We start from the raw sequence: 15287 nt of genomic DNA on the forward strand, positions 1-15287 counted from the left end.
TCATTTTATGATATGTGCTACAACTGTACTTTAGCTTCAATCGTACTTTCATCCAGCTCAATGCCCAGCCCCGCTTGCTCAGGAAGAGCAAGAAATCCGTTCACCGGGATCAGCTTGTTGAGGTGAAAATGGTTTTGCTGCTGCTGGTAGAGTACCAAATATTCAAGATAAGGACACACCGAAGGGGCAAGCGATGCGATCACATGCAGATTAGGCAGCACTGTGCAGCCATGAGGGATGAATTTCACATCAAAAGCTTCAGCAAGGATCGCGATTTTACGCAGCTCTGTAATGCCTCCGGTCCAATCGGGATCAGGCTGGGCATAAGCTAACAGCCCCTCGTCAAAAAACGGTTTAAAATCTTTACGGGTATACAAATGCTCACCGGCTGCCAGCAGCAGTGATCCCCGTTCTTTTAACAGCCTGTAGCCGTCAATCTGATTGGGAAGCAGTGGTTCCTCCAGCCATAATGGCCGTAATTCGCGCAGCCGATCCATCATATCGATCGCGTAAGGAACGTCCCAGCCCATCCAGCAATCGAGCATGAAATCAGACTCGCTGCCAATGGCTTCCCGTACCTCCTGCGCCATACGAAGATTGCTTGCCCTCCCTTCCCCGCCAGCAGAGGGGCCATAGCGAAAAAACCATTTTTGCGCCTTAAAACCGGCGTCCACGAAGGCTTTTGCTTGCTCGCCTGCCTTGCCTGCATCAATCGGATAGCCCAGTGTGCTGGCATATACGGGAATTTGCGAACGCGTGGGTCCGCCAAGCAGCCGATAAACGGGTGTATGATAAAATTTACCGCGTAAATCCCATAGCGCACAATCGATTGCACTGGCAGCCATCATATAATAACCGCTGCGGCCGTGCCGGTCGAATCTCATTTGATCCCATAAACGTTCGATATCCAGCGGGTTCTGATCTAGCAGTAGCGGCCTCAGCTTCTTGATTATTATATCCGCCTGCTCTTCATACACCATCGGCCCGTATAACCCGTCAAGGCCCTCGTCGGTAACAATGCTCACATAGTAACGAACCAACGGTAAGGCCTCTGTCGTGCTATCAATGGACGGTGATGGGTCACGGAGCGCATATTCGGGATAGATGTCCAAGGGAGCAGCCGAGCGTGCACGGTGCTCCCACGCCTTGTTCATCATTCCGCTCAATTTAAAAACCTGTACATCAATAATTTTCATTATACCGCTCCGCGAACCTGAAGCTTGAGGCTGTACAAGGAAGAGCTCGCTGTTATGAACAGTGTGTTACCGAGCGCCGATTCCGGCGGTGAACCGAAGCATAGGTTGGCAGCAACCTCCGGGAATTCCAGTCTGCCCAACCGCTCCCCTGAAGGGGCAAATATCCACACACCGCCCGGTCCGGTCACATACACATTGCCATGCTCGTCTACTTTCATCCCATCTGCGGCACCAGGGCCTGCCTCCGTGTCCAGCTCCGCAAAGACCCGTCCATTGCTGATGCTTCCATCCGGGTTTACCTCGAACACTCTGACATGCTGTTCAGTCGTATCGTCAATGTATAAAAGTGATTCATCCGGAGAAAAGGCAAGTCCGTTAGGTCTGGGGAAATCTTCTACAAGCAAATCCAAAGCTCCTGATTGCGGATCATACCGGAATACCCCGTTAACGTCCAAATCCTTCGTATCTCCCAATGCTGTACTGTAAGGGTCGGAGAAATAAATCGCTCCATCCTTTTTGACAATGACATCGTTGGTGTTATTGATTCTGCTTCCTTGATAATGGGTGACGAGCGCTGTAATGGAGCCATCCAGCTCCGTTCGGGAAATTCTGCGGGTTAGCGTTTCGCACGATAACAGCCGCCCCTTCGCGTCCAAGGTAAGACCAACCGCTCTGTCGCTTTGATCACTATAAAGCTGCAAGCCGTTCGTCTCGTTCCAGGTATAAATACGATGATTCGGGAAATCCGTAAAATACAATTGGTTTGTGCGAGGGCACCAGACAGGACCTTCCGAAAAGGAGAAGCCGGAGGCCAATTTCTGCGCAGTCTGCTCGGGAGAAATAATATGATCCAGCTTTTCTGAATAACGGATGATATTCACCGGGTAAAGCCTCCTTCAGTTGTAAATGGAGAGTAATAAGCTTTTGCTGTAATCGTTCCCTTCGTGTGCCTGCCCAATATGTTGACCTGCTTGACCTCTCCCGGCAGCAGATCAAAGTAGTTATCCTCAAACAGCCAGCCGAACTCATCACCCTCATCATTGCCGGAGAGCTCAATGCATCGTGCAAACTGATCCGTTGACAGCGTGAGTTGACCACCGTTGATTTCCATCGAGATTCTGGCCTCGGGGAATCGCATATGCCTTTCGATATCTACGAAATCATGCGTTCTCGCGATTAGCTCACCCTGAGCATCCACCAAATAGGCATATAAGATATAGGTTCTGGAAAATTGCTTGAACTCGTTGAGATTCGTAATAAGGTTCGACTCACCTGAACGAACCTGCACGCTTTTCTCGAACTCTTGTACAAAAGCATTGGATAAAGGATCGAACAGCTTCACATATAAGGTGCCTTCAACATCGTTGGCACTGTCATTCACAGCCCACAAATAAATAAAGTTTTGCACATCAAACGACAGCAGCACAGGCTGGTAAGCTCGCTTGACCGCATAATAAGGCATATACGGCTCCATATAATAATCGATCATGCTCCCATAAATAACAGGCCATGAATCGTTCCATCTGCACACGAAATGCCCTTTGCATATTCGTTCGCCATCCGGGCTTTCAGACGGCTTGCCTCTGCGGTTATTTTCCAGCACCTTCCGCAAATAATGCCCATGGGCAGCACCAAATTTGTATACGGCCGATGGAAGATCGTCTGCGTCATAAAACAGCTCAATTGGCGGTATCTTCCTCCAGCCGAAGGCTGACGTCCGCTCGGTCCAGGTATCAGGCCAAGGGTATTTCGAGCTTTTGGTTATTTGACCTGAATAATCCGCTGGCCATGCCCGCTCCTCGCCCATATATCTCACAAAGCTTTTCAACGATGGCGGGGACGTTCTGATTTCCTCGGCAATCATGATCGGATAATCAGCTCCCGGAACATACCACGTATTCGTATAGCTGTGGGTATCCCCTGCCAACGGATCATTGCAATAAGCACCTCCGTATGGCGAGTTGATGTGGTAGTATCGGTCAGGGTCCAGCGTCTCACATACGTTCTTGTAATCCTCCAGAAAGATTTCGCCGCCTATGTAGGGCTCTCCGGGCAGCTCAAACTCAGCTCCCATGAAACATTCATTGCCACCACACCAAAACAGCAGCGAAGGGTGATGCTTAAGCCGCTTCACCTGATATTCTGCTTCCTTCCTGCACAATTCACGATAGGGCAGCGTATCGGGATACATCCCATAATCATGGAAAAACTCCTGCCAGATCAGAATGCCCCGTTGGTCAGCCTCATCATAAAATGCATCATCGTATCGATCGGCACCGCCCCATACCCGCTGCGAGTTCATATTCGCGTTCTCCAGCAGGTCCAGCAACTGGTTGGATTTTTCGTTATTCCAGCAGTGGGTAATTCCCTGAAGCTGCGCCGATTGAGCCCCCCATAATTTAATCTGCTTTTGATTAATGACAAAATCAAGCGGCTGCACCATCTTAACATCGCGAAAGCCGATGCGTTTCACGTTCTGGTCTTTGGCTTCGCCGTTAACAAGCACAGACACGGAAACCTCATATAACGGCTGCTCGCCGTAGCCCCGTGGCCACCACAGCAGCGGATCAGGAACTGCCAGTTCGCAGGTATAAGTCCAACTTTCTGCGTCTTCACTGGAGATTGGGGTGCTATGCTGAGCAACGACCTGCTGATCCGGGCTTTTGATAGTCAATTGTAAAGTGCTGCCTGCTGCGAACCCGGCTCCACTCACTTTCGCTGTAACTAACCCTTGCTCATACCCTTCCAGCAGTCGGAATGAAAGATCGTTGTCCACAATCTCCAGCTCATCTACAACCTCTAGAGAAACCGTGTCGTAAATGCCCATCCGGGTCAGGTAAGGCTTGGCACCTAAATAATCATTAAAATCCTGATCACTTTTTCTGATTAAACGACTCGGTCGTATTTTGCCAGTCCAATCCTTCGGATAATCGGCCTGCTGCATGTAGGCATAGGGCGAATGGATATGTACCACGAGTATATTTTCTTCCTGCAACAGCCCTGATACTTCCAGTCTGGCTGGCACATACATATTATTGTGGTAGGCCACATGCTTGCCATTGAGGTAGATATCGACCAGCGTATCCAGTCCCTTGAAATGAAGGTATGCCTTCTGATCCTGCAGCTCAGGAGCGCTAAAGGTTCGTTTATAGATCCAGTCGTGCTCGGCGACCCACAAGCATTCCTTTCCTTTGCCAAGCAGAGACGGGTCCTCGATTAGCCCTTCCCTGAGTAAAATTTCATGAACCTGAGCGGGAACGCTTGTCGGTATCCATCCATTTTCCCCTTCAGACCCTTCCGCATCCGTATTTAACGTATCCGCATGAACCTGATCAAATGGAGCGAATTTTTTGATTTCCCACGAATCGTTTAACTGAATAATGAGCTTCATGTTAACTCTCCCTTTGTATCTTAATGATGTAGGGCATGCATGTCATTCGACCTTTAGCCTTTGATGCTTCCTCCCACAAGTCCACGAATCAGATGCTTCGAGCCGAAGCCGAACAAAATCAGGATCGGAATCGTTGACAGGGCAAGCGCCAATATTCTGGCGGCATAATCCGTACGGTATTCACTGCTCAACAAGGAGACTGCAAGCGGTATCGTATACAAGCTTTCCTTATTAATCAATACCAGAGGTGTCAAATAGTTGTTCCAGGACCATAGGAAAAACAGCAGGGACAAGGTGATCAGAGCCGGGCGAATAACAGGCAGCACGATTCTCGCAAATATACCGAATTCGCTGCATCCGTCCAGCCTGCCGCTTTCTATAATTTCACCAGGGACCGCACTGCTGATATACTGCGTCATCCAGAACACACCGAATGCATTGGCTATACCACCTATAATCAACGGAACCAATGTGTTAACGAGTCCCAGATAACGCATTTCCACAACAAATCCAACCAAACCTAGCTGTGGAGGGATCATCAACGTGCCAATAATAAAGAAATAGAGCAGCTTTTTACCTTTAAACTGGTATTTGGCGAAGGCAAAGCCTGTCAGCGCACTGACCAGTACCGCTGCCGTCGTATTAATCACAGCAACCATCAGACTGTTCAAATAAAATCGGAAAAAGTTTTGCGCCAGTACCGATTTCAGATTTTCCAGCAAATAAGTGCCCGGAAGCAGCTTGAGTCCTGTATACAAATCCTCACTGACATAGGTACCCATAATAATCATCGTATAAAACGGAACTAACGCAAACAGGGATACAATCGTAACCAGGATATATACCGGTAATTTTCCTATATGTCTCAAAGCTGCGATTCCTCCTTGCGGTTCATAATTTTCATGGAGAAGATGGAGAAAATCGAAATTACAATAAACAGACTGTAAGCAATAGCAGAGCCATAGCCGAATTCAAAATTGTGAAAGGCCACGTCATAATATCTCATGACTACGGTCAAGACAGCATGGTCAGGACCACCAATCGGCTGTGATGCGGATTGAAACAGCAGCTGCGGTTCATCAAACAAGCGAAAGCCGTTAATTATGCTGGTAATCACGACGAACAGCATGATCGGTCTTAACATAGGAATCGTTATATGAACAAAGCTGTCCCACCACCGGGCGCCATCGATTTTGGCTGATTCATACAGCTCTTCGGGAATTGTGGATAACCCTGACAAAAACAGCACCATTTTATACCCGTAAGCAGTCCAGCTCATCATAATGATCACAACAAGCCGGGCTGCCCATGGAACACCCAACCAATAAACAGTGTCAATGCCCATCATGCCAAGTACTGCATTCACCGAACCATTCTTCCAGTCAAACAAAATTTGAAAGATGATTCCGATTGCAACCGGCGTTGTAATATACGGTAAAAAGTTAATCAGCTGAAGCGCATTTCTTGATTTTCGAAAGAAATCCTTCAGAAATACCGCCAGCAGAAGCCCTAATATGATTTCTACCGGTATGGTGATCACAATGATCAGAATCGTGTTGTACAGGGATTCATAGAACAGGCTGTCATTCGTAAATATTCGGATATAGTTAGCTAAACCAACAAATACCATATCGGTGATTCCATCCCATTTGGTAAAGCTGATCACCAGTGAGAACAGGATCGGAAATAAACCGAATGCGATATACATAACAAAATACGGGGCTACCATCAAATAAGGTGTTGCCTTTTTCCCAACCCTTAGCAAGCATCTCACCTTCTACCTTATCATTATGAATCAAAAGGGAGCTTGCGCCTGAACCCAAACCCCCTTTTGGCCTTCTTGCTATTTAACAAGCTTGATCTTGCTTATTGAACCTTGAGATCTGGCTGCTTGCTCTTCAAGTCATCTTCCATCTTCTTGATCAGCTGATCCACAGCCACGTTGCCATCCTTGGACGCATTGATCGTTTTCATCGCTACGTTAACGGAATCATCAATATCCTGATCATATTTGCTTGGCAGGCGTACCGATTTAATTTTGGGGAATACATCCTGGGCAATAGCCTTCTGAACGTCCTGCCCGGCAAAATGCTCTTCCTTCTTCGAGTAGAAGTCGGCTTTCTGGTAAATCGGTTTGAATGGCGAGAAATTGCCCTTATAATCGCGTGCTACCTCAGAGCCTTTTTCGGTCAGGAACAGCCATTTCACAAACTCGGCTCCCCCTACTTTGTTCTTGGCTTTTTGTGGAACTCCTTGCAGTGTTCCGCCAAGCGGGAAAGGCCCTCCCGGTGGAATCATGAAGCCCCAACGGCCTACGCCATTTTTATCGTTAGCTTTGATTGTGAACTCAACCGACCAGTTGGCACATGGGTAAAAAATGTGTAAATCATCGGTATAGGACGCATTAGCAGCAGGGGAGTTCGTATCCAATACATCGATAATGCCTGCTTTTTTCATTTGCACCAGCTTGTCAAGCAAAGGCCCAACACCCTGCTTCAAGTTCAGTGTAGTCCCTTGAATAAACGGTGTGTTCGTTTGCCCTTTGAGGAATGCATAAGCATCGCCAAGGCTTGCAAACATAAACACCTTGCCATTGGACTTCTCCTTGACCTCGATGCCCTTCTGAATAAAGGTATCCCAATCGGTAAAGATTTTTTCCAATTCCGCACGATCCTCTGTACCAAAGTACTGTTTGGCTAAAGCGCGTTTATAGGCCATACCCGCGACAGAAGGGGCTTCAGGACCGACGTAAACTCCGCTCTCGGTAGTTTCCAGAGGAACCAAATAGTCGAGCACCTGGGATTTGTCAAGATTGTAAGGGGCTTTAGACAGATCCTCCCAGATATTCAGGGATAGCAGCTTGCCACGATAGGTCTGTTCCAGCCATGCCACATCAGGTAGATCCGCCCCGGAGGCCAGCGCCGTTTGCAGCTTTTGAGCCATATCCTTACTCTCAACCGCTGTCATGACAATGTTATACTGGGGATACAGCTTGGTGAACTCCTCATACATCTTGGCCCGGGAATCCGTCTTGTCCCACAACCAAATATTAATGTCCGTCTTCGCTGTACTGCCTGCCGCTTCCGGCTTTTTGTCTGTACCAGCAGCATTTTGTTGACCCCCGCCACTGCATCCTGCCAATCCGAGCATTGCTGTGAGAAGAACCACGGGTAACGCTTTCATCCATCTCTTGCGCATACATCATCCTCCTGATTCAATATGATCTTGCTTACATCGATTAATATAACAGCAGCACCCAGAGCTGAATACATGTCAAAATTATTATATGTTACACATTTTTATGATCTGCGGCATATGGAAGCCAGTCAGGTATGGAAAAACGGATTTGCGTACCCTCGTTCTCTACACTTTCGATTTGTAAAATCGCCGTTTCACTATACAATAATTGAAGTCGGTTATTCACGTTCAGCATGCCAATGTGGTCCAGATCCTCCTGCAAAAAAGGCGAGCCCATCAACGAACGAAGACGTTCCAGCTTCTCAAGGCTCATCCCAACTCCGTTATCCTCCACACTTACCACAAGGTTGCCGCTCTCAGCCATTACACGGATTCGAATCCAGCCTTTGCGTTGAGAAGGGAGAATACCGTGAAAGATGCTGTTTTCCACTAACGGATATAAAATCATTTTGGGTATTTTTTTCTCCCTGCAAGCTTCTTCAACATCCCATAACAGTTCCATTCTATCGATATACCTGTATTGCAGAATCATTATATAATCCTCCATGTAGATCATCTCTTCTTGAATGGAGGCGAGCATCTCGGGTTTATTCTTGATCGTTCGCTGCAGGAATGAAATAAATGCCTTCGTAAGAGCCGCCACATCCGGGGCATTCGCCTTTCTCGCCAAATAAATCACGGAATTTAAAGTGTTGTAAATAAAATGCGGATTGATTTGGTACATGAACATTTTCAGCTCAAGCTCTCGCTTCTGTTTCTCCATCAGAACCGATTCTTCCACCAGATTTTTAATATCCTTGACCATTTTATTAAATACCTTGGCAACCTCTTCGATTTCATCGCCACTTGTCACCGATATGTGGGTATGCAGCTCGCCCTTGGAAACCTGGCGCATGCCTCTGATCAGCTTCATGAGCGGCTTGGTCACATTGGCAACCACCGGATAGATCGACAATGACATGATCAACAAACAGATCAGCATAATGGATACCAACACATAATTGGTATATGTCATGTTGGCGTTGATTTTATTTTCCGAAATCACCCCGATTAATTCCCACTGCGAGGAGGGTATCGATTCATGAATGTAATAATTCCCGTTTTTCAACACGGTCTCTTTCGGATAATCGGAATCGCCAAACACTTCCTGCGGAGCCGATAAAGCAGCAGCGTTCGGAGCATACACCGTTTCCTTATCCTTGTTCAAGGTCCATATGTGAATCCCGAGCGAAGGGTCGGTCAGCATCGGTTTTACCAATACCTCATAATTCATGTGAATGAGAAGCTTGCCCAAATATACATAAGGATTTTGCTTGTCATAAATATTCATCACATAGGTGACAACCTTTATCTCCGTAGGTCGGTTCAAATTATTCGTAACAATATGCGGCTTCGACGTTCCGTTATACTGATTGTTGGATCTAAAGTCATCGTACCAATCCTCCGTTATGGAGCTCGAGTATACATCTTTCATTTCCAATACCTTGTTATCGCGATCCACGATAAACATATCGACAATGATATGGTCCCTGAGCAAGCTGTACTCCTTTAATACCGTTTCCAATTGCAGATTGCTCACAAAATAGTCGTAGTCCTGCGTGGTAGACATTTTTTTTAACAGCAGCTGCAGCTGATCGTTAACGACAATCCCTTTGGCATAATTCACAATATCCTCGGAAAGATAAGAAACCTGCTGGGCTATTTTTTCAACGATCGTTTGGTTATCTCTAACGATCTGCCTGCTCAAAATCGGATTGACGTACAAATAAATCGAAAAGCTGCTCAGGCCGACTGAAAGTAAAATAGAAATAAATGCGACGGCAGTAATTTTTACCTTAATATTCATTGATTTTAGAAAATGAGGCATTCATCGACCCTCCTTCATGATGAAAATACAATCCAAATTCGAATTGGGAATCGTCCGTGAATCCTTTTACAAATCACCGGGGCTGAGTCCGGTTACTTTCTTAAATGTTTTGGAAAAATATTGTACCGTTTGATATCCGACCATCGAGCTCACCTCGTAAACTTTATAATGGCCGGAAGCCAGGAGCTCCCTTGCCTTTTCAATCCGGTATTGGGTCAGATACGTGATGAAGGAAACGCCCACCTCCTTCTTAAACAATTGGCTCGTATAAATCAAACTGAACCCCATCCGGTCCGCAATTTCATTTAACGTAATATCCTTAGCGTAATTGGCATGAATATATTGCAGCAGCTCCCTGATTTTTTTGCTGTATTTGGAATTCGATTCTTCTTCCAGCTTCATGACCCTATGTTGGAACCATTCTGCAATCTGGTACACACTGCCCAGCTGCTGTATTTCAGACAGAGCATCAAAGGGCTCGATCATTGGCGTTCCGTGCTTGGGAATTGCTTTCAGATTGATCAAACGGATCAGCTCCAGGATTCCGCTTTTAAGTGCAGCTATATCCTCCAAGGCTACAAGCAGCCGGGTAAACAGCTCATCAATACCTTCATTAGCCAATCCATACTGCTCATGCTTCAAATGCTCCTGAATTTCCTTAAGCTTGTGATCTATCGAAGATAACAGTGACTGCTTGTCGAGCTGCTTGTGAGTCTGCACTAATAGGGAGCTGCCCTTTCTAAATATTCTTAAGGCATACAACTCCCTTGTTTTTTTAAGGCTCTCTCGGATATCTCGCTGGTTTTCAAAAACAGGTCCGATGGCTACGGAAATCTTCCTGGAAAACGCTTTGTTTATAAGGGATTGCAGATGATTAGCCAAATGGCTGCTGTATTCAAAAATGCTGAGTTCACTACTGCGTTCCGGAATTCGATAAAAAATAATATATTCATTATCGTACATATCAACGACTTCCGATTCGACTTCATCCGATGAACGCGCGTACATAAAATCGATAAATGTTTTCCTATCTACTGCGGCAGGTCTGTTCTCTGTATATTCCTGATCTGGATGAAGAAAATCAAAGCCCATAATTAGAATTCCTGTTCTGCCCTTCCAACGGAACAAATCGTCGGTGACGATCATGCCAGCATCATCGATCATCGACTCCATACGCTTGAGGTACATACGAAGCTGCTCTCTGCGGGCCAAATAACCAACACTTTCTTCCTCCTGCATCTGCTGCTTTAATTTGTTCAGCTCCTGAATTAATAACGAACCATCCAGTTCATGCTTCAGCACATAGGAATGGATACCCAATTGAATAGCCTGCCGCGCAAAATCAAAGTCACCATAGGACGTTAGCAGAATGATTTTTTTGCTTTTGCGAATTTGTAGAATGGTATCAATCATTTCCAATCCACCCATGACAGGCATCTTGATATCCGTAATAATCACATCCGGATTTTGTTCCATACAAATTCGCAAGCCCTCTCCGCCATTCCTTGCTTCGGCGATGATCTCAAAACCATGCTGCTCCCAATCGATTAAATGTTTGATGTCCTCTCTCACAATATCCTCATCCTCGACAATCATGACCTTCAGCAATTTCCATCCCCCCTACTTGAATCCGCTTACACTCATTGTGAATTAAAGTGAAAATATAATCAATATTACCATATCCGAATTAAATTATGTTTATTAATGTTAGTAAGTGTGATTTCAATCGTATTCATATTGATTTATCCTGAATATTGTCAGAGTTTCTTTTGATACAATATCTTAAATAAAGCAATCCCGATCCCGATGCCCAGAAAAGCAAATAACATCGGCATCCATACAGGACCTAATAAAATGCCGAAAATGGTCAGGTGAGCTGAATACATCAACCCTACTGTACCGAGAAATGCGCCGCTAACATAAGGCAGATAAGCGTAATCTGCTGTTTCACCGCTATCTTTATAAGCGTCCCACATTCCAAACATATAGACGCAAGGATAAAACATTAGCCAATGATAATCGGTACTTTCAATCGAGTTCTTGATTTCGCCATTAAAGCTGAGAATTATGATTTGATTCAAATGTGCATTCGAGTTTATAACAAACTCCAGAACAATCAAAGTGAAACCTTTTATATATTTTTTATTTAGTATTTGTCCAAAGCCGGGAAACGCAATGCTCCACAATAGTCTTTCGATTTTATTGGAACGGTTCATCGGCATCCAGGGATAGTGAATTATTCAGAAAGAATGGAGTATCCAACTCTAAGCAGCTACCTATTTTTAATAATGGATACAATAACCTGTCACACAACACTATTGGCGCCAATTCAATTCCTCCCCGTGTTATTTCGTTCTTGTAGTATGGGAACTATTTAACAATTTTATGTGACATGCCCGCATAAAATAATCGCACTCCATCAGACCCGAGGTCTGAAGAGTGCGATTATCATAACTTGATCATTATTTAAAAAGGGCATCCAATGAATAGGCGCCAGCTCCGGTTAAAGCGATTCCGACTGCAACGGCAATAAGAACTAATGGATACTCATAGCCATTGGCTGCAGCCCAAATACCGTTCTTCGCGTGAACCTTGAAGGCTCCAAGCATTGTCGCAGCAATCAGAATAGCGGCAACAGGGGTCAGCCAGCCTATAGCGAACAGTAATCCTCCCAGCAGTTCCATCAACCCGGCGATAACTGCCATAGCAACTCCCGGCTTAATACCAACCGACTCCATCCAGCCACCTGTTCCTTTGGGGCCATAGCCACCAAACCATCCAAACAATTTTTGAGCTCCATGACCGACAAACAACAAACCAACAACCAAACGAATTAATAATAATCCCCATGCTACCATAACAACCAGCCTCCAATTAGTTTTAATTTAATATTCTTAATTTTAAGATATATGACAGAGAAATAACAAATATGCTTGCTAACTGATAACAGAAGCACCTTTTCTGTATGCTAAGAGATCGGTTTTGATCTCCTGCTTGAATGTCGCGTTCTCCGCCGTTTTCCAATGCATGATCATTGAGCTTAACCTCCTTTTATCTCACTATTAAGTATCTTTAATTAAAGATATATGATTTGTGGATGTTTGTCAACAACAATTTAAATCTTACATGGCTTGATCTATTAGGCGCAGCGCTTAGCTTGCTGAGATGCCTTCAGCTCTGCTCCTTGCAGATCAAGCCCATCTGGTTCCTACTTAAGCATACTTAAGCTTATCCATATTTATTTCTGAATCCCGTAGTTATTATCGGCGCTCCACTTGTTCTCCTCCTTCTTTTGCTTCACTCCGTCCAGCATTACCTTTTTCAGATCATTCAAATATTTGTCCAAGGGTAATGAGCCTTCGAGATACAGCTGGCCCAGCTTCTGATTGTTCTCCGTAACATTTTTGTCGACCTCGCCGCCATAAATGTTCAGCTTCATCGGATCACCTACAAAGGCAAATCCTTTCAGGTTATCCGGAAGATCCGCAGTCGAGGTGGCTGGAGTCCGGTATAGCTTCTGTGCATGCAGGCCCTGAATCTGGGCTGAGGTTACAAAAGCCATAAAATCAATGGCTGCATCGAGCTTCTCCGGCTTGATCGATTTGGGAATGGCCATATTGCCCGCGGGCACACCACCGATTTCCATTAGCTTGCCTATGGCATCAGGATGGTTTTCTTTGGTCAAATACGGCAGCGGAAAGGCAGCCATCTCAAACTTGCGCGCGCTGGATTCATACAGCACCTTGCTCTGTCCGGAGGTTCTCATAATCATCGCAACTTCCCCACGCAAAAACATGTCCGTCGACGTATTAAAATCGATGCCATTATAGCCCTTCGACCAATATTGACTCCAATTTTTAATAATAGGGAACACATCCTTGTAAGGAGAGCGGGTTATATCGACAATTCCTTGATCCACAGCTCGGGTATACTCATTCACTTCGATAAAGCCGTTATGCCTGACATCCATCTGTTCATATTGTCCTGCAATCAGCTCCTCTGTCAGGATGCGAGTGGTCCAGCTGTAGTTGTAATCCCCAGGCTTTGTGTTTGGAAAACCAAATGGTGTTACCCCTGATTTTTTCAATTTATCCTGAATGTCCAGAAACTCGTTCCAGGTTGCAGGTACGTTCTGGATACCGGCTTTGGCAAACAGCTCCTTATTGTAAAGAATACGTACAGAATCGATGCTGGCCGGCACGCTTGCATAGGTTTTATTATCTCCGATCAAACGCTGCAATACAGATTTGGGAAATACTTCATCCCAGGACTTGCCACCAAGATAATCATTCTTTTTACTGTAAAAAGGCGTCAGATCCATAAGAAGACCTTTCTTCAGATCTTCCTGATCCCATATATATCGGGTTGTGAACAAATCCGGTGCGGTACCGCCGATCAGCTGTGTTGTCACCCATGCCCGATGCTGCTCCACACCTCCAAAATTTTGCAGCTGTAAGTTGATTTTCACGTTCGGGTTTTTCTGCGCGTACATCTTCACCGTTTCTTCCCAAATTTGCTGCTCGGTCTGATCTCCGTTCGCCTCGGTCGTAAACATGACGTTAAGCTCGGTCTTGGCACCTGTACCCGTTGTAGAGCCCCCCGCTGGATTACTGGAGCCAGCATCACCCGACGGAGTCCCGGTACACCCGGCAGCCATAAACGTAAATGCTAATCCAAACGTTAGAAGCTTGTAAGACGTTCGCTCCTTGCGTAATATTGCAAACATGGTTCAACACCCTTCCTTTGTCTACATCGTAAGCCTACCTACATTCGTTTCTTCGCACCATCACTTCTTTTTAGTTCCCGTACGTACTACCCCTTCATCGCACCAGACGTGATCCCGCTGATGAAGGATCGAGTGGCGAACACAAACAAGACCAGCATAGGCACCGAGGCGATAACGTATCCTGCAAATTGCATTCCCTGCACCTGATCGAGCGGTCCTTTGATATTGCTCAGCGCCAAAATGATTGGGCGAGCCCGATCCCCCGAGGTCACGACCAGAGGCCAAATGTAGTTGTTCCAGCCGGTTAGTGCATTCATGATAGCCACCGTCGCAATGATGGGCTGAGACAGCGGCAGCACCATTTGCCAGAGTATTCTCAGATCACCTGCACCCTCCAGCTCGGCGGCTTCCAATAGGCTTCTGGATATCCCCTCAAAAAAAGTCCTCATCAGCATCGTTGCCAAAGCGGAAGCCCCAGCCATCGGTCCAAAAATTTGAGCCCAGTGCGTGTTAAGCAAGCCAAGATTTTTGAACAAAATAAATTGAGGAATCAGCAGCAAAAACCCGGGCACCATCAATAGCATGAGGATAAGCGCATACAATATTTTTTTGCCTGGGAAGCTGAATCTCGCAAATGCATAACCCGCAAGTGTCGAATTGATGAGCACGCAGACGATAATGCCCGATGTAATCAGAATCGAATTCATAATAAACGGCCATGTTTGTTTGAACGCACCACTATAATTATCAACGTGCAGCGGGAATGCCGGAGTCCAAAAGCTGTGAATAATCTGATCCTGAAACTTCACAGAGCTCATCAGCAGCATATAAAAAGGAAACAAGGTTAATGCGACCAGCAGCCATAAAATCAGCTGGTTGGCAGCAGCTCCATAAGTTAATTTACGCATG

The 15287-nt window shown here is 45.8% G+C and carries 12 protein-coding genes; all 12 read right to left on the bottom strand.

What is annotated here, in order from left to right; translation table 11 throughout:
* Window positions 1–17: 17 nt before the first annotated feature.
* Window positions 18–1196: an enolase C-terminal domain-like protein gene (locus OB236_RS02985; protein ID WP_262682652.1), complete on the bottom strand. Its 1179-nt coding sequence runs from the start codon at window positions 1194–1196 to the stop codon at window positions 18–20.
* Window positions 1196–2077 carry an SMP-30/gluconolactonase/LRE family protein gene (locus tag OB236_RS02990; RefSeq protein WP_262682653.1) on the bottom strand — a complete coding sequence of 294 codons (882 nt, stop codon included), beginning with the start codon at window positions 2075–2077 and terminating at the stop codon, window positions 1196–1198. The genes OB236_RS02985 and OB236_RS02990 overlap by 1 nt, the downstream gene beginning before the upstream one ends.
* Window positions 2074–4587 carry a beta-mannosidase gene (locus OB236_RS02995; protein WP_262682654.1) on the bottom strand — a complete coding sequence of 838 codons (2514 nt, stop codon included), beginning with the start codon at window positions 4585–4587 and terminating at the stop codon, window positions 2074–2076. The genes OB236_RS02990 and OB236_RS02995 overlap by 4 nt, the downstream gene beginning before the upstream one ends.
* 53 nt (window positions 4588–4640) lie before the next feature.
* Window positions 4641–5456, bottom strand: a complete 816-nt coding sequence (locus tag OB236_RS03000) for a carbohydrate ABC transporter permease (RefSeq protein WP_262682655.1) — start codon at window positions 5454–5456, stop codon at window positions 4641–4643.
* Complete coding sequence (locus tag OB236_RS03005; RefSeq protein WP_262682657.1) at window positions 5453–6352, bottom strand: carbohydrate ABC transporter permease; 900 nt, start codon at window positions 6350–6352, stop codon at window positions 5453–5455. Before OB236_RS03005 ends, OB236_RS03000 begins: the two co-directional genes overlap by 4 nt.
* Before the next feature lie 101 nt (window positions 6353–6453).
* Window positions 6454–7785 carry an ABC transporter substrate-binding protein gene (locus OB236_RS03010; protein WP_262682658.1) on the bottom strand — a complete coding sequence of 444 codons (1332 nt, stop codon included), beginning with the start codon at window positions 7783–7785 and terminating at the stop codon, window positions 6454–6456.
* 91 nt (window positions 7786–7876) lie between these two features.
* Window positions 7877–9652, bottom strand: a complete 1776-nt coding sequence (locus OB236_RS03015) for a sensor histidine kinase (protein ID WP_262682659.1) — start codon at window positions 9650–9652, stop codon at window positions 7877–7879.
* Window positions 9653–9718: 66 nt separating this feature from the next.
* Window positions 9719–11260 (bottom strand): response regulator, encoded by a 1542-nt coding sequence (locus tag OB236_RS03020; protein ID WP_262682660.1) that lies wholly within the window; start codon window positions 11258–11260, stop codon window positions 9719–9721.
* Between the two features lie 149 nt (window positions 11261–11409).
* Window positions 11410–11733, bottom strand: a complete 324-nt coding sequence (locus OB236_RS03025; protein ID WP_317259310.1) for a hypothetical protein — start codon at window positions 11731–11733, stop codon at window positions 11410–11412.
* Window positions 11734–12114: 381 nt separating this feature from the next.
* On the bottom strand, window positions 12115–12510 hold the full coding sequence (locus OB236_RS03030) for a DoxX family protein (protein WP_262682663.1): 396 nt from the start codon (window positions 12508–12510) through the stop codon (window positions 12115–12117).
* A 380-nt stretch (window positions 12511–12890) separates the two neighbouring features.
* Entirely contained in the window at window positions 12891–14378 is a 1488-nt protein-coding gene (locus tag OB236_RS03035; RefSeq protein WP_262682664.1) for an ABC transporter substrate-binding protein, read from the bottom strand.
* Window positions 14379–14464: 86 nt separating this feature from the next.
* A complete protein-coding gene (locus tag OB236_RS03040; protein ID WP_262682665.1) occupies window positions 14465–15286 on the bottom strand; it encodes a carbohydrate ABC transporter permease in 822 nt (273 codons plus the stop codon).
* Between the last annotated feature and the right edge of the window lies 1 nt (window position 15287).

Source organism: Paenibacillus baimaensis, from assembly GCF_025567575.1.